The organism is Shinella sp. HZN7, assembly GCF_001652565.1.
In the GTDB taxonomy this organism is placed as follows: Bacteria; Pseudomonadota; Alphaproteobacteria; order Rhizobiales; family Rhizobiaceae; genus Shinella; species Shinella granuli.
In genome coordinates, this window is record NZ_CP015736.1 from 593,317 (window position 1) to 611,659 (window position 18,343).

General features: G+C 66.5%; 17 protein-coding genes. 10 read left to right on the forward strand and 7 right to left on the reverse strand.

Features of this window, described 5'->3' with window-relative positions:
• Positions 1–2 precede the first annotated feature (2 nt).
• The 10 genes from shn_RS02870 to shn_RS02915 all read left to right on the forward strand — a co-directional run bounded on the left by shn_RS02870 (position 3) and on the right by shn_RS02915 (position 10,901).
• Entirely contained in the window at positions 3–860 is an 858-nt protein-coding gene (locus tag shn_RS02870) for a sugar phosphate isomerase/epimerase (protein WP_064332403.1), read from the forward strand.
• A 17-nt stretch (positions 861–877) separates the two neighbouring features.
• Positions 878–1,627: an electron transfer flavoprotein subunit beta/FixA family protein gene (locus shn_RS02875; protein ID WP_064329058.1), complete on the forward strand. Its 750-nt coding sequence runs from the start codon at positions 878–880 to the stop codon at positions 1,625–1,627.
• A gap of 23 nt (positions 1,628–1,650) precedes the next feature.
• Complete coding sequence (locus tag shn_RS02880) at positions 1,651–2,580, forward strand: electron transfer flavoprotein subunit alpha/FixB family protein (RefSeq protein WP_064329059.1); 930 nt, start codon at positions 1,651–1,653, stop codon at positions 2,578–2,580.
• 5 nt (positions 2,581–2,585) lie between these two features.
• A complete protein-coding gene (locus shn_RS02885; RefSeq protein WP_064329060.1) occupies positions 2,586–4,250 on the forward strand; it encodes an electron transfer flavoprotein-ubiquinone oxidoreductase in 1,665 nt (554 codons plus the stop codon).
• 506 nt (positions 4,251–4,756) lie between these two features.
• On the forward strand, positions 4,757–5,866 hold the full coding sequence (locus tag shn_RS02890) for a phytanoyl-CoA dioxygenase family protein (protein ID WP_064329061.1): 1,110 nt from the start codon (positions 4,757–4,759) through the stop codon (positions 5,864–5,866).
• A 70-nt stretch (positions 5,867–5,936) separates the two neighbouring features.
• Positions 5,937–6,881 carry a sugar ABC transporter substrate-binding protein gene (locus shn_RS02895; protein ID WP_064329062.1) on the forward strand — a complete coding sequence of 315 codons (945 nt, stop codon included), beginning with the start codon at positions 5,937–5,939 and terminating at the stop codon, positions 6,879–6,881.
• Positions 6,882–6,967: 86 nt separating this feature from the next.
• On the forward strand, positions 6,968–8,089 hold the full coding sequence (locus shn_RS02900) for an ABC transporter permease (protein ID WP_206362196.1): 1,122 nt from the start codon (positions 6,968–6,970) through the stop codon (positions 8,087–8,089).
• Positions 8,089–8,865, forward strand: coding sequence for an ATP-binding cassette domain-containing protein (locus shn_RS02905; protein WP_064329063.1), 777 nt, complete (start codon positions 8,089–8,091; stop codon positions 8,863–8,865). Before shn_RS02900 ends, shn_RS02905 begins: the two co-directional genes overlap by 1 nt.
• Positions 8,866–9,046: 181 nt before the next feature.
• Positions 9,047–10,051 carry a hydroxyacid dehydrogenase gene (locus shn_RS02910; protein ID WP_064329064.1) on the forward strand — a complete coding sequence of 335 codons (1,005 nt, stop codon included), beginning with the start codon at positions 9,047–9,049 and terminating at the stop codon, positions 10,049–10,051.
• A 358-nt stretch (positions 10,052–10,409) separates the two neighbouring features.
• Positions 10,410–10,901, forward strand: a complete 492-nt coding sequence (locus tag shn_RS02915) for a GAF domain-containing protein (RefSeq protein ID WP_064329065.1) — start codon at positions 10,410–10,412, stop codon at positions 10,899–10,901.
• A 55-nt stretch (positions 10,902–10,956) separates the two neighbouring features.
• Here the strand turns inward: shn_RS02915 and minE are convergent, their stop codons facing one another.
• The 7 genes from minE to shn_RS02950 all read right to left on the reverse strand — a co-directional run bounded on the left by minE (position 10,957) and on the right by shn_RS02950 (position 18,338).
• Positions 10,957–11,220 (reverse strand): cell division topological specificity factor MinE, encoded by a 264-nt coding sequence (gene minE, locus shn_RS02920; protein ID WP_064329066.1) that lies wholly within the window; start codon positions 11,218–11,220, stop codon positions 10,957–10,959.
• Positions 11,217–12,032 (reverse strand): septum site-determining protein MinD, encoded by an 816-nt coding sequence (gene minD, locus shn_RS02925; RefSeq protein WP_064329067.1) that lies wholly within the window; start codon positions 12,030–12,032, stop codon positions 11,217–11,219. The genes minE and minD overlap by 4 nt, the downstream gene beginning before the upstream one ends.
• A 31-nt stretch (positions 12,033–12,063) precedes the next feature.
• Complete coding sequence (gene minC, locus shn_RS02930; RefSeq protein WP_064329068.1) at positions 12,064–12,831, reverse strand: septum site-determining protein MinC; 768 nt, start codon at positions 12,829–12,831, stop codon at positions 12,064–12,066.
• A 366-nt stretch (positions 12,832–13,197) separates the two neighbouring features.
• The gene (locus shn_RS02935; protein ID WP_064329069.1) at positions 13,198–15,000 is read right to left on the reverse strand and encodes an ABC transporter ATP-binding protein; all 1,803 of its coding nucleotides are present in this window, start codon (positions 14,998–15,000) and stop codon (positions 13,198–13,200) included.
• Positions 15,001–15,002: 2 nt separating this feature from the next.
• On the reverse strand, positions 15,003–15,863 hold the full coding sequence (locus shn_RS02940; protein ID WP_084437725.1) for an ABC transporter permease: 861 nt from the start codon (positions 15,861–15,863) through the stop codon (positions 15,003–15,005).
• Positions 15,860–16,801: an ABC transporter permease gene (locus tag shn_RS02945; RefSeq protein WP_064332405.1), complete on the reverse strand. Its 942-nt coding sequence runs from the start codon at positions 16,799–16,801 to the stop codon at positions 15,860–15,862. Before shn_RS02945 ends, shn_RS02940 begins: the two co-directional genes overlap by 4 nt.
• 19 nt (positions 16,802–16,820) lie before the next feature.
• The gene (locus tag shn_RS02950) at positions 16,821–18,338 is read right to left on the reverse strand and encodes an ABC transporter substrate-binding protein (RefSeq protein WP_064332407.1); all 1,518 of its coding nucleotides are present in this window, start codon (positions 18,336–18,338) and stop codon (positions 16,821–16,823) included.
• Positions 18,339–18,343 lie beyond the last annotated feature (5 nt).

The window sequence follows — 18,343 nt, forward strand, 5'->3', positions numbered from 1 at the left end:
CGATGCGCGACTTCTCGACGGATCATTCGGCGCTCGCGCTCAACACCGCGAGCCTGGGCCACAACCTGGACGGCCACGGCGCGGGCTGGTCGCCGGAGCGCGTGATCGACGCCTGTGCAGCGCGCGGCTTCGGCTCGATCGTCTTCTGGCGCCGCGAAATCGGTTCGCGGGCGGTGGAGATCGGCGAGCGGGCACGGGCGGCCGGGCTGTCCGTCGCGGGGCTCTGCCGGACGCCGTTTCTCGTCGGCGCCGAGGCGACGGACCGGCAGGCGGTCATCGACGGTGCGAAGGCCTCCATCGACATGGCGGCGGGCCTTGGCGCCGCCGTGCTGACGATCGTGGTCGGCGGCGTGCATCCCGGCACGAAAGGCACGGCCGAAAGCCTGAAGATCGTCGCCGACCGCGTCGGCGAGATCGCACCCTACGCGGCCGAACGCAACGTCCGGCTGGCGCTCGAGCCGCTGAACCCGGTCTATGCCGGCAACCGCTCGTGCCTGGTGACGCTGCGGGACGCCCTCGATATCTGCGATGCGGTCGGTGCGCGGAACCTGGGCGTCGCGGTCGACGTCTACCATGTCTGGTGGGACAGCGGGATCGATGCCCAGGCGCAACGCGCCGGGCCGGAGCGGATTTTCGGCTACCACCTCTGCGACTGGCTCGCCGATACGACCGACGTGCTGCTGGATCGCGGCATGATGGGCGATGGTGTTGCCGATCTCAAGGCGATCCGTGCCGGCGTCGAGGGTGCGGGCTATGCCGGCCCCTGCGAGGTCGAGATCTTCTCGGCGAACAACTGGTGGAAGCGGGATCCCGGCGCGGTTCTCGATGTGATGGTCGAGCGTTTCCGCACACTCTGCTGACAATTGAGGAGAATGCCATGAAGATCCTGGTCCCTGTAAAGCGGGTCGTAGACTACAACGTTAAGATCCGCGTGAAGGCGGACGGCTCGGGCGTCGAGCTTGCCAACGTGAAGATGTCGATGAACCCGTTCGACGAAATCTCCGTGGAAGAGGCGCTGCGGCTGAAGGAAGCCGGCAAGGCGGAAGAGGTGGTCGTCGTCTCCATCGGCCCGGCCAAGGCCGAGGAAACGCTGCGCACCGCGCTCGCCATGGGCGCCGACCGCGCCGTGCTGGTCGAGACGGACGATCAGGTCGAGCCGCTCGCCGTCGCCAAGATCCTCAAGGGCGTCGCCGAGGCTGAGCAGCCCGGCCTCGTCATCGTCGGCAAGCAGGCGATCGACGACGACAGCAACCAGACCGGTCAGATGCTGTCGGCCCTGCTCGGCTGGGCGCAGGCGACCTTCGCCTCCAAGGTCGAGATCGGCAACGGTTCGGCCCAGGTCACGCGCGAAGTCGACGGCGGTCTCCAGACGATCGACGTGAAGCTTCCGGCCGTCGTCACGACCGATCTTCGCCTCAACGAGCCGCGCTATGCCTCGCTGCCGAACATCATGAAGGCGAAGAAGAAGCCGCTCGACAAGAAGACGCCTTCCGACTTCGGCGTCGATACCGCCCCGCGCCTCAAGGTGCTGAAGACCGAGGAGCCGTCCGGCCGCAAGGCGGGCGTCAAGGTCAAGTCGGTCGCCGAGCTGGTCGAGAAGCTCAAGACCGAAGCCGGCGTGCTCTGAGAACGGAAAGGGAGAACTAAACCATGGCCATTCTTCTTCTGGCAGATCACGACAACGCACACCTTTCCGACCAGACCGCCAAGGCTCTGACGGCAGCCTCCAAGATCGGTTCCGACGTGCATGTGCTCGTCGCCGGCAGCAATGCGAAGGCTGCGGCCGAACAGGCGGCAAAGCTCTCGGGCGTATCCAAGGTGCTCGTCGCCGACGACGCCAGCCTTGCCAACAACCTCGCCGAACCGCTGGCTGCGCTCATCGTCTCGCTTTCGGGCAACTACGATGCGATCGTCTCGGCCGCCACCTCTGTCGGCAAGAACGTGCTGCCGCGCGTCGCCGCCCTTCTCGACGTGGCGCAGGTCTCGGAAATCGTCGAGGTCGTCAGCCCCGACACGTTCAAGCGTCCGATCTATGCCGGCAATGCGATCCAGACGGTGCAGTCCACCGACGCCAGGAAGGTGATCACGGTGCGCACGGCCTCCTTCGCCGCTGCCCCCGAAGGCGGCAGCGCCTCGGTGGAGACCGTTTCGGCCGCTGCCGATCCGGGCCTCTCGACCCACGTCCAGGACGCCCTGTCGTCCTCCGATCGTCCGGAGCTGACGTCTGCGAAGATCATCATCTCGGGCGGCCGTGCGCTCGGCTCGTCGGAGAAGTTCCAGGAAGTCATCCTTCCCGTTGCCGACAAGCTCGGTGCCGCCGTCGGTGCCTCGCGCGCTGCCGTCGATGCAGGCTACGCGCCGAACGACTGGCAGGTTGGCCAGACGGGCAAGGTCGTCGCCCCGCAACTCTACATCGCCTGCGGCATCTCGGGCGCGATCCAGCACCTTGCCGGCATGAAGGACTCGAAGGTGATCGTCGCCATCAACAAGGACGAGGAGGCGCCGATCTTCCAGGTCGCCGACTACGGCCTCGTCGCAGACCTCTTCGAGGCCCTCCCGGAACTCGAAAAGGCGCTTTGACCAGCATGGCGTCGATGGAGAAACTCCCCGAACGCGAAAGCATGGAATTCGACGTGGTGATCGTCGGCGCGGGTCCGGCGGGCCTGTCTGCCGCGATCCGGCTGAAGCAGGTGAACCCTGACCTCACCGTCGTCGTGCTGGAGAAGGGCGCGGAAGTCGGCGCGCATATCCTGTCGGGCGCTGTCGTCGATCCCATCGGCATCGACCGCCTCTTGCCCGACTGGCGCGAGGACGCCGACCATCCCTTCAAGACCGAGGTGACGGACGATCATTTCCTCTTGCTCGGCCCCGCCGGCTCCGTGCGCCTGCCGAACTTCGCCATGCCGCCGCTGATGAACAACCACGGCAACTACATCGTCTCGCTCGGAAACGTCTGTCGGTGGCTCGCGGCCAAGGCGGAAGAACTCGGCGTCGAGATCTATCCCGGCTTTGCCGCGACCGAAGTGCTCTACAACGACGAGGGCGCCGTCATCGGCGTCGCCACCGGCGACATGGGCATCGAACGCAGCGGCGAGCCCGGCCCGAACTACACCCGCGGCATGGCGCTGCTCGGCAAGTACACGCTGATCTCCGAAGGCGTGCGCGGTTCGCTGGCCAAGCAGCTCATCGCGAAGTTCAAGCTGGACGAGGGCCGCGAGCCGCAAAAATACGGCATCGGCCTCAAGGAGCTCTGGCAGGTGAGGCCCGAGAACCACAGGCCCGGCCTCGTCCAGCACTCCTTCGGCTGGCCGCTCGGCATGAAGACCGGTGGCGGCTCGTTCCTCTATCACCTGGAAGACAACCTCGTCGCCGTCGGCTTCGTCGTGCACCTCAACTACAAGAACCCCTATCTTTTCCCCTTCGAGGAATTCCAGCGCTTCAAGACGCACCCCGCCATCCGCGGCACCTTCGAGGGCGGCAAGCGGCTGTCCTACGGTGCCCGCGCCATCACCGAGGGTGGCTACCAGTCGGTGCCGAAGCTGTCGTTCCCCGGCGGCGCGCTGATCGGCTGCTCGGCCGGCTTCGTCAACGTGCCGCGCATCAAGGGCAGCCACAATGCGGTGCTCTCCGGCATCCTCGCCGCCGAGAAGCTGGCGGATGCGATTGCGGCGGGCCGCGCCAATGACGAGCCGATCGAGATCGAGCAGGGCTGGCGCGACAGCGCCATCGGTTCGGACCTGAAGAAGGTCAGGAACGTCAAGCCGCTGTGGTCGAAGTTCGGCACGGCGGTCGGTGTCGCCCTCGGCGGCCTCGACATGTGGACGAACACGCTGTTGGGCTTCTCCTTCTTCGGCACGCTGAAGCACGGCAAGACGGATGCGCAGAGCCTGGAGCCGGCGGCCAAGCACAGCCGCATCGACTATCCCAAGCCGGACGGCGTGCTGACCTTCGACCGTCTCTCCTCGGTGTTCCTGTCGAACACCAACCACGAGGAGGACCAGCCGATCCACCTGCAGCTCAAGAACCCGGAGCTGCAGAAGACCTCGGAGCTCGACGTCTATGCCGGCCCGTCGACCCGTTACTGTCCCGCCGGTGTCTACGAATGGGTGGAGAAGGACGGCAGGCAAGTGTTCGTGATCAACGCGCAGAACTGCGTGCACTGCAAGACCTGCGACATCAAGGACCCCAACCAGAACATCAACTGGGTGCCTCCGCAGGGCGGCGAAGGGCCCGTCTACCCGAATATGTAAGGTTTGGAGAGGCCGGACCGCACGGACCTCCGCCTGAAAGAGCACGGCGAGGGGCTGGTGTGTGCTGATATGTGATCTTCGGCCGGCCGCAGAGATGCGCGCCGGAGGCACTGGCGAAGGCCCGATCCATCCGGCCGGAAGCAGGGCAGCCGCATGTGGAGTACGATAATGCCGCTCCTCCCTTCTCCCCACAGGGAGAAAGTGGTCCCCACCGATCTCGCCAGCTGGAAACGCAAACCGTGTCCCCCCTTGCGAAAACCTCGATCTTCCCCGGCTGTTCGGCCGCAATGGCGGTGGCCTTTCGATTGCCGGCGGCTGCGGATGTCTTTGCAACGAACCGGGCCAGCCGTATTGACACCGGTGAAATTTCACAATTAATATTGCATCCAATTTATGGCTGCAATTTTTGATCTGCGCTTGCGGTTCGCCGTGCCCGGGGAGGGGCGGGGTGAGAGCGACGGCGGCTGCCGCCGGGCCGGCTTCAGGCATCGGACAGGAGGATTTCGATGAACGATATTGCAACGGCGATCGACCTTGCGCAATTCCGGCGCCAGGTGGAGACCGAGACGACCATGGCGATGTGCCCGACGGCGATCGCCATCGAGAAGAACATCCCCATCTATGACGGCGCATCGGTCGATGACGGCATCGGCCCGGAATGGGCCTCGGTCATCGGGGAGGGGCCGGGCGTCTTCGTCGTCAAGCGCGCCTTCACCGATCCCGGCGCCATCGACGCGGCAAGCGAGGTCTTCCGCGCGATCATCGCCGACGAGCGGGCGGCGGGCACGGCGGCGGGCGACCATTTCGCCAAGGCGGGCGCCAACGACCGCATCTGGAACTCGCTGCAGAAGCTCTGCCTGCGCGATCCCGCCGTCTATGCCCGCTACATGGCCAATCCGGTGATCGACATCGCCTGCCGCGCCTGGCTCGGCCCGGGCTACCAGATCGCCACCCAGGTCAACCAGGTCCGCCCCGGCGGCAAGGCGCAGGCGCCGCACCGCGACTATCACCTCGGCTTCATGAAGCCCGAGCAGATGGCGCAATATCCGAGCCATATCCACGCCACCGGCCCGACGCTCATCCTGCAGGGCGGCGTCGCGCATTGCGACATGCCGGTGGAAAGCGGCACGACGAAGCTCCTGCCCCATTCGCAGCGCTACCTGCCGGGCTATGTCGCCGCCACGCGGCCGGAGTTCCGGGATTATTTCGAGGAGAACTGCGTTCAGCTTCCCCTTGAAAAGGGCGATGCGATCTTCTTCTCCCCCGCGCTGTTCCACGCGGCCGGCGAGAACCGCACGGCGGATGTCGTGCGCATGGTCAACCTCATCCAGACGGCCTCGGCCTTCGCCCGCCACATGGAAAGCCTCGACCGCACCGCGATGGTGCGCGCGGTCTATCCGCATCTGGCGGCGCTGTCGCCGGCCGGGCGGCGGGCGGTGATCGCCGCGACGGCGGACGGTTATCCGTTCCCGACCAATCTCGACACCGATCCGCCGCTCGGCGGCCTTGCGCCGGAAAGCCAGCAGGATCTCGTCGCCCGGGCCGTCGAGGAGGGCTGGGACCAGGCGCGCCTCGACGCGGCCCTTGTCGCGCAGGGCGCCAAGCGCGCGGCCTGACGCAGGAAGTTACCCGCAAAGGCTTCGGGCGGGGAGCGAACAGGAAGCCAACTTCGGGAGGAAGTTAAGCATGAAGAAAATCCTGCAATCCCTGGCCCTCGGTGCGCTGCTGGCGACGACGGCGCTTTCCGGTGCTGCCCATGCGGATGGCGAGAAATTCGTCTGGATCAGCCACGGCCCGGACAGCGACAGCTGGTTCAACGTCATCAAGAACGCGATCAAGGTGACGAACGAGCAGATGGGCGTGACGACCGAGTACCGCAACCCGCCGACCGGCGACCTTGCCGACATGGCGCGCATCGTCCAGCAGAGCTCGGCCGCCGGCGTCGACGGCATCATCGTCACCATCGCCGATTTCAACGTGCTGGAAGGGCCGATCAAGGATGCCGTCGCCAAGGGCATTCCGGTCGTCACCGTCAACTCCGGCACGGTGGAGGAGAGCGAGAAGCTCGGCGCGCTGATGCATGTCGGCCAGCCGGAATATGAAGCGGGCCTCGGCGCTGGCAAGCGCGCGAAGGAGGCCGGCATCAAGAGCTTCCTGTGCGTCAACCACTACATCACCAACCCCGCCTCGGTACAGCGTTGCCAGGGTTTCGCGGAAGGCATCGGCGTCGAGCTTGGCAACCAGATGGTCGATTCCGGCATCGACCCGTCGGAAGTGCAGAACAAGGTGAAGGCCTATCTCACCGCCAATCCCGATACCGGCGCCATCCTGACGCTCGGCCCCAACTCGGCCGAACCCTCGATCCGCGCGGTCAAGGACATGGGCCTCGACGGCGACATCTATTTCGGCACCTTCGACCTCTCGGCGGAGATCTCCGCCGCCATCAAGGACGGCACGATCAACTTCGCGATCGACCAGCAGCCGTTCCTGCAGGGCTCGATCCCGATCCAGGTGCTGACAAGCTATGTGCGCTACGGCGTCGCCCCGGCCAATTCCATCTTCACCGGCCCGGGCTTCGTGACGAAGGACAATATCGCGCTGGTCGAGTCCCTGGCGGGCCAGTACCGTTGACCTGACGGTTTTCGCGGGCGCGGGCGGGCAGCCGTCCGCGCCCCGGTCTTTCGAGGCCCGATCTTTCGAGGGAGGAGAATGCATTCATGACGGACGTCATTCCAGACGCGCTGAAGGACGAGCGCATCAAGCCCGTCTCGCCGCTCCGGCGCGCGCTGATCCGCCCCGAGCTCGGCGGCATCTGCGGCACCATCCTGGTCTTCCTGCTCTTTGCGGTGGTCGCCGGCGACAGCGGCATGTTCGCCGCCGAGGGCGTGATGAACTGGACGGTGGTGTCGGCCCAGTTCATGGTCATCGCGGTCGGCGCCTGTCTTTTGATGATCGCCGGCGAGTTCGACCTCTCCACCGGCTCGATGATCGGCTTTTCCGGCGTGATGATCGCCATTCTCTCGGTCCATATCGGCGTGCCGCTCTGGCTCGCCATCATCATGACCTTCGTCTTCTGCATCCTGCTCGGCGGGGTGAACGGCTGGCTCGTCATCCGCACCGGCCTTCCTTCCTTCATCGTCACGCTCGCCTTCCTCTATATCCTGCGCGGGCTGACGATCTGGAGTTCGATCTACTTCACCCGCCAGACGATCATCGGCGGCGTCGCGGAAAAGGCGGCCGGCGACTGGCTGGCGCCGCTCTTCGGCGGCAAGATCCTCGGCGGCCTCTTCACCTGGATGGGCGAGATGGGCTGGATCGCCACCTTCACCCGCGGCAACCGCGCCGGCCAGCCGGTCATCGACGGCATTCCCATGCTCGTCGTCTGGGCGATCGTTCTCGTCGTCTTCGGCCATTGGCTGCTCACCCGCACCAAGTTCGGCAACTGGATCTTCGCGGCCGGCGGCGATGCGCTCGCGGCGCGTTATGTCGGGGTGCCGGTCAACCGGGTGAAGATCCTGATGTTCATGTTCTCCGCCTTCTGCGCCTGCGTCTTCGCCACCTGCCAGGTGATGGAGTTCGGCTCGGCGGCGGCCGACCGGGGCCTGCTCAAGGAGTTCGAGGCGATCATCTGCGTCGTCATCGGCGGGGCGCTGCTCACCGGCGGCTACGGCTCGGTGATCGGCGCGGCGCTCGGGGCGGTCATCTTCGGCGTGGTGCAGCAGGGCCTGTTCTTCGCCAATGCGGAAAGCTCGCTCTTCCGGGTGTTCCTCGGCGTCATCCTGCTGACGGCCGTGATCATGAACACCTACATCCGCCGCATCATCACGGGAGAACGCTGATGTCCGCCATCGTGGAGATGAGAAACATCACCAAGCATTTCGGCCATGTCATCGCGCTGGCTGGCGTCTCCTTCGACATCCGGCCGGGCGAGTGCCACTGCCTGCTCGGCGACAACGGCGCGGGCAAGTCGACCTTCATCAAGATCATGTCCGGCGTCTACAAACCGAGCGGCGGCGAGGTGCTCGTCGAGGGCGTGCCGACGCTCTTCCAGAGCCCGCGCGACGCCATGACGGCGGGCATCGCCACGGTCTACCAGGACCTCGCGATGATCCCGCTGATGAGCGTCAGCCGCAATTTCTGGATGGGCCGCGAGCCGGAGCGCGGCGTCTGGCCGTTCAAGACCTTCGACACCGGCAAGGCCGACGAGATCACCGTCACCGAGATGCGCAAGATGGGCATCAACCTGCGCGGGCCGGACCAGGCGGTGGGCACGCTCTCCGGCGGCGAACGCCAGACCGTCGCCATCGCGCGCGCGGTCTATTTCGGCGCCAAGGTGCTGATCCTCGACGAGCCGACCTCGGCGCTCGGTGTGCGCCAGACGGCGAACGTGCTCAGCACCATCGACCGGGTGCGCAAGCAGGGCATCGGCGTCGTCTTCATCACCCACAATGTGCGCCATGCGCTCGCCGTCGGTGACCGGTTCACGGTGCTCAACCGCGGCCAGACGCTGGGCACGGCCGAGCGCGGCACGGTGGATGCGGCGGCCCTGCAGGACATGATGGCGGGCGGGCAGGAGCTGGCGCTGCTGGAGGCCTCGCTCGGCGACACGATCTGACAGGACCGGGCGCCGGGGCGTCGCCCGCGCGGCGCTCGGCTTCCGGCGCGCCACGGACGACTGGCGCAGCCTGGTGGCGGATCCGGAAATCGACATCGCCGCTGAGGCGAGCGTGCGGACATTCCGTGAGCTGACGCAGGAGGTGGTTCCGGCAAACAAGATCGATACGGGAGGATACTGAATGCCGCGTGTTCTGGTTGCCGGCAAGATCCACGCTGACGGGCTGGCCATCCTGCGCCAGGCGCCCGGCGTCGTGGTCGATTACGTCGAGGAGGTTTCGGCGGAGAGCTACCGTCCATTCCTTCCCACCGCCGATGCGCTGCTGATCCGCACGCAGCCTCTCACCGCGGGGCATGTCGAGGAAGCGCCGAATCTGAGGATCGTGTCACGCCACGGCGTCGGCTACGACTCCGTCGATGTCGGTGCATTGAATAGCCGTCACATCCCGCTTGCCGTGGTCGGCGACGTCAATTCCCGGGCCGTGGCGGAGCACGCCGCCATGCTCATGCTCGCCGCTGCCAGGCGCACGGTGCTTTTCGACAGGAAGATGCGTGCGGGCGACTGGAACTACAGGAACAGCCTGGACGCCACCGAGCTCGACGGCGGCACGCTGCTTCTCGTCGGCTTCGGCCGCATCGGCAAGCGGCTGGCGCAGATCGCCGGCGCGCTCGGCATGACGGTGCTCGCCTATGACAAGTTCCAGGATGCTGCCGGGATCGCGGCGGCGGGCGTCATCCCGGTCGACGACCTCATGGATGGACTGCGCCGGGCCGACGTCGTTTCGCTCCATGTGCCCAAGGTCGGCGACAAGGCGCTCATCGGCGCGGCGGAACTGGCCGTGATGAAGCCGTCGGCCATCCTCGTCAACACGGCGCGCGGCGGGCTTATCGACGAGGCGGCGCTTGTTGCGGCGCTCGACGAGGGTCGCATTGCTGCTGCCGGCCTGGACGTGTTCGAGGACGAGCCGCCGCGCGCGGATTCTCCTCTGCTCGCCAACGAGCGGGTTGTGATGTCCCCGCACAATGCCGGCCTTACGGAGGCCTGCGCGCGTCGGATGGCAGTCGCCGCAGCGCAGAACATCCTCGATTTCTTCAAGGGCACGCTTGATCCCGCGCTCGTCGTCAACCGCGCGGAGATCGCCGCGCGTCGACCCGCGACGATCGGGGCGCTGGAGGACCCTGCCTGAAGGGCTGCTCGCCTATCCGACGGTGGTGGACGACGCGCTGCCGTCGTGAATTGCAATAAACACTGCAACAAGAAATAGCATAAAATAAAAATTTCCAGGCAGTGGCCGCCGCGAAAAGGCCGACTGAGGGACGTTTACCTGGACCCGGGCGATGCCTGGTGGGATGTCGGCGTGCCGCAGGTGAGCGCGCGCGCGGAGGTCAACGCCGCCGCCGCCGACCAGCAAACCGGCCGCAAGAAGCAGCGCGTCGGCGTCTAGCCTGCCTTGAAGGCGCCGCCGGTCTCCATCGCCATCCTTGCCAGGTCAAGCGTCCGGGTCTATCGACGGTTCCGAGAAACCATGATGTACGAGGACGACCATGCATGAGATCGGGAAAATCGAGGCCGCGGACAAGCCGGCCTTCTATCGCGAGCTGCTCGCCCAGGCCGAGGGGCTGCTGCATGGCGAGCGCGATGCCGTCGCCAATGCCGCGAACCTCTCGGCGCTGATCTACGATGCGGTCGACGATCTCAACTGGGCGGGCTTCTATTTCCTCAAAGGCCCGCAGGAGCTGGTGCTCGGCCCGTTCCAGGGCAAGGTCGCGTGCGTGCGCATTCCGGTCGGCAAGGGAGTCTGCGGCGCCGCCGTGGCGGAGGGGAAAAGCCAGCTCGTGCCGGATGTGCACGCCTTTCCGGGGCACATCGCCTGCGACGCGGCCTCGCGCTCCGAGCTCGTCACGCCGCTCGTGCGCGACGGCGTGGTGTTCGGCGTTCTCGATCTCGACAGCCCGTCGCCCGGCCGGTTCACGGCGGAAGACCAGGCCGGCTGCGAGGCGCTCGCCGCGCTCTACGTCTCGGCAAGCGACGCCTGAAACGGCGAACGCCCGGCTTTTGCCGGGCGTCCATCTCGCCTTGCCGGGGGCGGCCTTACGCCGCCTTCTTGCCGGCGTCGAAGGGGATTTCGATATCGACGGCGAGCGTCGAGACCTGCGCGCCGCGTTCCATCTTGATGGAGACCTTCTCGTCGTCCACCTGCATGTGCTTGGAGATCGCCTTCAGGATCTCGTCGCGCAGCTTGTTGACGAGATCGCTGTCGCCGGTGGCGGCCCGCTCATGGGCGAGCAGCACCTGCAGCCGCTCGCGCGCGGCCGGCGCCGACTGGGCGCGGGAGAAGAAACGGAACAGGTTCATGCCGCCTTCCTTCCGAAGATCTTGCCGAGGAACGAGCGCTTGTCGCCGGGAATGGTGACCGGCAGGCTTTCGCCCTTGAGGCGGCGCGTCGCTTCGAAATAGGCGAGCGCCGGGGCCGAGCGGCCGTCGGCGAGCGTCACCGGAGCGCCGACATTGGAGGCGCGCAGCACGTCCATGCTCTCGGGGATGATGCCGAGCAGCGGGATCGAGAGGATTTCCAGCACATCGTCGACCTTCAGCATGTCGCCGCGCTCGGCGCGGGCGGCATCATAGCGGGTCAGCAGCAGGTGCTTTTCGATGCGCTCGCCGTTCTCCGCCTTCAGCGTCTTGGAATCGAGGAGGCCGATGATGCGGTCCGAATCGCGCACGGACGAAACTTCCGGATTGGTGACGACGATCGCCACGTCGGCGTGGCGCATGGCCAGCGTCGCGCCGCGCTCGATGCCGGCCGGGCTGTCGCAGATCACCCAGTCGAAGGCGTTCTTCAGGGCGGCGATGACCTGCTCGACGCCTTCCGGCGTGAGATTGTCCTTGTCGCGGGTCTGGGACGCCGGCAGCAGGTAGAGCGTCTCGACGCGCTTGTCGCGGATCAGCGCCTGCGTCAGCTTGGCCTCGCCCTGGATGACGTTGACGAGGTCATAGACGACGCGCCGTTCCGCGCCCATGACGAGATCGAGATTGCGCAGGCCGACGTCGAAATCCACGACCACGACCTTCTCGCCGTTTTGCGCCAGCGCGGCGCCGAGCGCGGCCGACGACGTCGTCTTGCCGACGCCGCCCTTGCCCGATGTGACCACGATTACCTTGCCCATTGACCTCTCCGTTTTATGAACCGCCTTCGGTTCAGCCAAGTGTTGCCGCCTTGATGGCTTCGCCTTCCAGCCAGATCTGCACGGGCTTGCCGCGCAGCTCCGGCTCCATGTCCTCGGCCGTCTTGTAATAGCCGTCGATGGCGATCAGCTCCGCTTCCAGCTTGCGGCAGAAGATGCGTGCCGAAGCGTTGCCCGTCGTGCCGGCCATCGCCCGGCCGCGCAGCGGGCCGTAGACATGGATCGAGCCGCCGGCGACGATTTCCGCGCCCGATGCGACCGAGCCGACGATGGTGACGTCGCCTTCGGGAAAGAAGATGGACTGGCCCGAGCGGACCGGCCGCGCAACGACCATCGACGGCACCGCCTGCACGGGCGGCGGGCTCGCGGGCGCCGCGGCCGTCTCGACGGGCTCGGCCTTCTCGGCCTTCGCAGCCTTGCCGGCCTTCTTCGCCGGCTCTTCCGCCGCCGGTTCCTCGACATCGGCCGCGGGGCGGCCGTCGGTCATGGCCGGCGGCATGTCCGCGCCGAGCAGCGAGGAGCGCGCGCCCTCGATGCCCATGACGCGCACATTGCGGGCGCTGAGCTGGCTGACGAGTTCGCGAAGTTCCGCCTTCTCGATGTCGAGCCCGTCGACATCGAGAACCACCGGCCGCCGCAGGAAGAAACCGGCGGACCGCGCCGCCAGATCGTCGAGCCGCACCAGCCAGTCCTCGAAGGGCAGCTCCGGGGTCAGCGCAAGCGCGAGGAAGGATCGCCCCTTGAGGCGGATCGGCCGTGGTTGGGTTAACACGTCAGTCATCTTCGTTAATTTTCGGTTGCTTCGGTGTACCGAGGAAATGGTTAACAAAGGGTTAATTTGCAGGTCTGGCTGGCGCGAGGCATGCGCCCTGGGGCGCCCGCGCAACGGTTCGCGCGGAGCGGGAAAAATCGGGGTTTTCGCGTGTGCTTTGCCCCTCATCCGGCCTGCCGGCCACCTTCTCCCCGCAGGCGGGGCGAAGGGGATATGCCGCGCCGCTTTCCCTAATCACTCCGGTTCGTGGGCCGCGTTCCCCTCTCCCCGCTTGCGGGGAGAGGGTTAGGGTGAGGGGCAGCCTGCAGGACGCAAAAAAGCCCGCCGGTGCCTATCGCAACCGGCGGGCAGGCTGGGAGGATCCTTTGCAACGCGTCAGGCCGCCGCCTCCTGGACGAAATGCCCCGGCGACACCTCACGGTAGGCGCGCTTCGGCGGCACGTAGCCGTGCGGGCGCAGCGGGCTCTTGATTTCCTCGTTGAGCGGCGGGTTCAACTGCCCGCGGCGGGTGGGATCGGGGATCGGCACGGCCGAGATGAGGCGGCGCGTATAGGCATGCTGCGGATTGTCGAAGATCGCCGCACGCGGGCCGATCTCGACGATCTCGCCCAAAAACATCACCGCGACGCGATGGCTGACGCGCTCCACCACCGCCATGTCGTGCGAGATGAAGAGATAGGCGAGGCGGTGCTTTTCCTGGAGGTCGAGCAAGAGGTTGGAAACCTGCGCCTTCACCGTCACGTCGAGCGCCGAGACCGCCTCGTCGGCGACGATGAAGGTCGGCTCCAGCGCGAGCGCCCGGGCAATCGAGATGCGCTGGCGCTGGCCGCCGGAAAACTCGTGCGGATGCCGGTCGGCCATCGCGGCCGAGAGGCCGACCTGTTGCAGAAGTTCGGCCACCCGCTCCTTCGCCTCGCGGCGCCCCATCAGGCCGTGCGCCAGCATGGGTTCGGCAATGGCCGAGCCGATGGTGATGCGCGGGTTGAGCGAGGCGAACGGATCCTGGAAGATCATCTGCGAGGTGCGGCGCATGGCGCGCAGCGCGCCGGTGCCCGCCTTCGTCACATCCTGCCCGCCGATGACCACGGAACCGGCGCTGGGATCGACGAGGCGCATGATGGCCCGGCCGGTGGTGGACTTGCCGCAGCCCGATTCGCCGACCAGCGCCAGCGTCTCGCCCGGCCGAAGATCGAAGGAGACATCCTCGACGGCGTGGATCTGGCCATGCGGCAGGGCGAAGCGGACGGAGAGTTTTTCCACCGTCAGGATCGGCGCCATGTCCGCCGGGACCGGTTCCGTCACCCGGCCCTCGGTGGCCATGCCGGATGCCGGGTCGACTTCCGGGAAGCGGCGGGGGGCCGTGGCATCGCCCATCGTGCCGAGGCGCGGAATGGAGGCGAGCAGCGCCTTGGTGTAGACCGCCTTGGGCGCGGCAAATATCTCCGGCGTCGGGCCGGTCTCGATCATGTCGCCGCGGAACATCACGAGGGTGCGGTCGGCCACTTCGGCCACCACGCCCATGTCATGGGTGATGAAGAGCACGCCCATGTTCTCCTCGCGCTGCAACTCGCGCAGCAGGTGGAGGATTTCGGCCTGCACGGTGACGTCGAGCGCCGTCGTCGGCTCGTCGGCGATCAAGAGTTTCGGGCGGCAGGCGAGGGCCATGGCGATCATCACGCGCTGGCGCATGCCGCCGGAGAACTTGTGCGGATATTCGTTGAGGCGGGATTTTGCCGCGGGGATGCGCACGCGCTCCATCAGTCGCAGCGCCTCGGCTTCGGCCGCCTTCCAGGAGAGGTCGCGGTGCAGCACCAGCGCCTCGGCGATCTGGTTGCCGATGGTGAAGACCGGGTTGAGCGAGGTCATCGGCTCCTGGAAGATCATGCCGATGACGCCGCCGCGCACCGCGCGCATCTCCGCTTCGCTCGCCTTCAGGAGGTCGCGCCCTTCGAGCAGGATGCGGCCCTCGCAGCGCGCCCGGCCGGCGGGCAGGAGGCGCATGGTGGAGAGCGCGGTGACGCTTTTGCCCGAGCCCGATTCGCCGACGATGGCGACGGTCTCGCCGGCATTCACCTCGACGTTGATGTCGCGGATGACGGCGCGCCACCCCTCGGCGGTCTTGAAGGAGGTGGTCAGGTTCTCGATCGAGAGCACCGGCCGCTTTGCAGTGTCCGTCATGGTCAGCTTTCCTTCGCAAGACGCGGATCGACGAGATCGCGCAGCCCGTCGCCGACGAGTTGCAGGGCGAGGACCGAGAAGACGATGGCAAGGCCGGGAAACACCATCAGCCAGGGCGCGTTGTTCATGTATTCGCGGCCGGAGGCGAGCATGGTGCCCCAGGTCGGCATGTCGGTGGAAACGCCGACGCCGAGGAAGGAGAGGCTCGCTTCCGCCAGCATCGCCGAGGCGAAGACGAAGGTCGCCTGGACGAGGATGGGCGAGGCGAGGTTGAGCAGGACGTGGCGCGTCAGGATCTGCCAGGTCGGCAGGCCCATGGCGACGGCGGCCTCGATATAGGGCAGTTCGCGCAGCACCAGCGTCGAGCCGCGCACGATGCGGGCAAGGCGCGGCGCATAGGTGATGCCGAGCGCCAGGATGACCGTGGTGAGCGACGGCCCGAGCGCCGCGACCAGCGCGATGGCGAGCAGGATGTCCGGGAAGGACATCATGGCGTCGAGCAGCCGGGAGATCGGTGCGTCGAGCTTGCGGAAGAAGCCGGCGGCAACCCCGAGGATGACGCCGAGCACCGTGGAGATGCAGACGACGCCGAGGCTGACGAGCAGCGAGATGCGCCCCGCATAGATGGCGCGGGAGAAGATGTCGCGGCCGAATTCGTCGGTGCCGAAGACATGGGCGAGGGACGGCGCCTTCAGCTTGTTGACGATCGACAGCTTGTTCGGCGCATAGGGCGCGACCCACGGGGCGAGGACCGCCGCCACGAGCACGACGGCAAGGATGATCGCGCCGATGAGGATGGCCTTGTTTCGGAAGAGCCGCCGCAGGCTGGAAACGAGCGGCATGGAGAGGGAAGCGGTCATCATAGGCGCACCCGCGGATCGACGAGGATGTAGAGCATGTCGACGATGAAGTTGATCAGCACGTAGATCGCCGCGACGACGAGCAGCGTGCCCTGGATGACGGGATAGTCGCGGCGCAGCACGGCCGAGACCACGAGATTGCCGACCCCCGGCAGGCCGAACACGGTTTCCGTCACCACCGCGCCGGCGACCAGCATGGCGATGGAAAGGCCGATGACGGTGATGATCGGGATCAGGGCGTTCTTCAGCGCATGCTTGAGGATCACGCGCCGCTCGCTCGCCCCCTTGGCGCGGGCGGTGCGCACATAGTCGTCGCCGAGCACGTCCAGCATGGCGGCGCGGGTGAAGCGGGTGATCAGCGCCGAATTGACGATGCCGAGCGCCACGGCCGGCAGCACGAGATGGTGCAGCCGCTCGAGGAAGGAGGTGTCCGGCCCGCCATAGCCGGAGGCCGGGAACCAGCCCTGGCCGACGGCGAAGACCTGGATCAGCATGAGGCCGAGCCAGAAGCTCGGCACGCTCGCCGCCACCATGGTCAGCGTCACCACGACCTGGTCGAACAGCGTGCCGCGCTTGACGGCGGAGAAGATGCCGACCGGCAGCGCGATCGCGACCGCGATCAGGATCGAGAACAGCGTGAGGAAGAAGGTCGGCTCCGCCCGTGCGGCGAGCGCCGATGTCACCGGCTGGTCGAGGAAGATCGACTGGCCGAGATCGCCTTGCAATATACCCAGCACGAACTGGCCGTATTGGGCGATCAGCGGCGCGTCGAGCCCCATTTTCGTACGCAGCTCGGCGATGTCCTCAGGGGTCGCATCCGACCCCAGCATCACGGCGGCGGGATCGCCCGGCGTTACGCGGACGATGACGAAAACCACCGTCACGACGAGGGCGAGCACGATGGCCATGCCCCCCAGCCGTTTCAACAATGCCCGGACGATCCTTGCCATGATATCCCCCTTACTTCTTCGGCGTGACGTTCCAGAAGTGCGGCCAGTAGGTCGGCGTGTAGTCGGCAATTCCGGCGCCGACGCCCGTGACCGCGTTGAAATTGCCGACCTTGAAGAGCGGCGCGTCGTCGTAGATCACGGTCTGGATGCCTTCCCAGGCCTTCTGCTTGTCGGCGTCGGACACGGCGTCCATGTAGGTGGCGACGGCCGCCGCCTTCTGGTCGGAGACATACCAGCCCGGATAGCTGTCGGTGATCGTGTTGATCGTCGTCGGGTCGCCCGGGAAGTTGGAATGGGTGATGAAGATGTCCCATTCTTTCGGGTCGGCGCGGCGGGTCGTCAGGGTCGCCCAGTCCACCACCTGCAGGTCGACCTTGAAGCCGGCGGCTTCGAGATAGGCCTTGGCGACCTCGCCGATCTTGTAGTGGAACTCGTACTGGCGGCTGGTCATCAGGCGCAGCGGCGTGCCGTCATAGCCGGCATCCGCAAGCAGCTTGCCGGCCTCTTCCGGGTCGCCCTCGCCGTAGCGCGCGACGCCCGCCTCGGTGTACCAGAGCGAGCCCTTCGGGAAGATCGAGGCATCGACGCTGAAGAAGCGCTCGTCGGAGAAGGCGGCGAGCATCATGTCATTGGGGTTGAGCGCGGCCTGCACGGCCTGGCGCAGCTCCTTCTTGATAAGCAGGCCTTCCTTCATGTTCATGTTGAGCGAGGCCCAGCCGGTGTTCTCGTAGATCACCGCCTTCGCCTTGCCGCTCGCCTCGATGCGTTCATAGGCGCTGACGGGCAGCGAATCGGCAAAGTCGAACTGGCCGGAGATCAGGCCCTCGACGCGAGTGTTCGCGTCGGGAACCGGCACGAAGCGGATCTCCTTGGCGATCGCCACGCGCTTGCCGGCATAATTGCTGGGCTCGCCCTCGGGCGATGTGTAGCCGTCGAAGCGGACGAGCTGGGTATACTGGTCGGGCTTGCGCTCCTTCAGCGCATAGGGGCCGGTGCCGACGAATTCGGTCAGCGTATCGGCGATCTTCTCCGATGGCATGATGACGGAGGCCTGCGAGAAGGTGGCGAGCAGCGGGGCATAGCGCGACTTCAGCTTGACGACGACGGTGTTCGGCCCGTCCTCGGACAGGCTCTCGACCACTTCGGCGACCTGCTTGCCCTTGGAGTTGACGGCCATCCAGCGCGTCAGCGAGGCGGTGACGTCCTTGGAATCGAGCGCGCTGCCGTCGTGGAACTTGACGCCCTCGCGCAGCGGGATGCGATAGGTCAGGCCGTCCTCGGAAATCTCCGGCATGGCGAGCGCCAGCAGCGGCACGGAGCGCCATTCGTTGTCATAGGTGTAGAGCGTCTCGAAAATGTGCTGGTCGATGGTCAGCACGATGTCGGTCGCCGTCTGCATGACGTCGAGCGTCGGCGGCTCACCGATGGTCGCGACGGTCAGGACGCCGTCCGTCGTCTGGGCGATGGCGAGGCTGCTGGTGCTGGCGAGCGCCGCGGCCAACGTGATCATGACAAATGTATTTTTCATCTTAT

Excerpts from the sequence above, each read along its gene's own strand:
- shn_RS02870 (WP_064332403.1), top strand. The coding sequence starts at position 3 with ATGCGCGACTTCTCGACGGATCATTCGGCGCTCGCGCTCAACACCGCG.
- shn_RS02875 (WP_064329058.1), top strand. The coding sequence starts at position 878 with ATGAAGATCCTGGTCCCTGTAAAGCGGGTCGTAGACTACAACGTTAAG.
- shn_RS02880 (WP_064329059.1), top strand. The coding sequence starts at position 1,651 with ATGGCCATTCTTCTTCTGGCAGATCACGACAACGCACACCTTTCCGAC.
- shn_RS02885 (WP_064329060.1), top strand. The coding sequence starts at position 2,586 with ATGGCGTCGATGGAGAAACTCCCCGAACGCGAAAGCATGGAATTCGAC.
- shn_RS02890 (WP_064329061.1), top strand. The coding sequence starts at position 4,757 with ATGAACGATATTGCAACGGCGATCGACCTTGCGCAATTCCGGCGCCAG.
- shn_RS02895 (WP_064329062.1), top strand. The coding sequence starts at position 5,937 with ATGAAGAAAATCCTGCAATCCCTGGCCCTCGGTGCGCTGCTGGCGACG.
- shn_RS02900 (WP_206362196.1), top strand. The coding sequence starts at position 6,968 with ATGACGGACGTCATTCCAGACGCGCTGAAGGACGAGCGCATCAAGCCC.
- shn_RS02905 (WP_064329063.1), top strand. The coding sequence starts at position 8,089 with ATGTCCGCCATCGTGGAGATGAGAAACATCACCAAGCATTTCGGCCAT.
- shn_RS02910 (WP_064329064.1), top strand. The coding sequence starts at position 9,047 with ATGCCGCGTGTTCTGGTTGCCGGCAAGATCCACGCTGACGGGCTGGCC.
- shn_RS02915 (WP_064329065.1), top strand. The coding sequence starts at position 10,410 with ATGCATGAGATCGGGAAAATCGAGGCCGCGGACAAGCCGGCCTTCTAT.
- minE (WP_064329066.1), bottom strand. The coding sequence starts at position 11,220 with ATGAACCTGTTCCGTTTCTTCTCCCGCGCCCAGTCGGCGCCGGCCGCG.
- minD (WP_064329067.1), bottom strand. The coding sequence starts at position 12,032 with ATGGGCAAGGTAATCGTGGTCACATCGGGCAAGGGCGGCGTCGGCAAG.
- minC (WP_064329068.1), bottom strand. The coding sequence starts at position 12,831 with ATGACTGACGTGTTAACCCAACCACGGCCGATCCGCCTCAAGGGGCGA.
- shn_RS02935 (WP_064329069.1), bottom strand. The coding sequence starts at position 15,000 with ATGACGGACACTGCAAAGCGGCCGGTGCTCTCGATCGAGAACCTGACC.
- shn_RS02940 (WP_084437725.1), bottom strand. The coding sequence starts at position 15,863 with ATGATGACCGCTTCCCTCTCCATGCCGCTCGTTTCCAGCCTGCGGCGG.
- shn_RS02950 (WP_064332407.1), bottom strand. The coding sequence starts at position 18,338 with ATGAAAAATACATTTGTCATGATCACGTTGGCCGCGGCGCTCGCCAGC.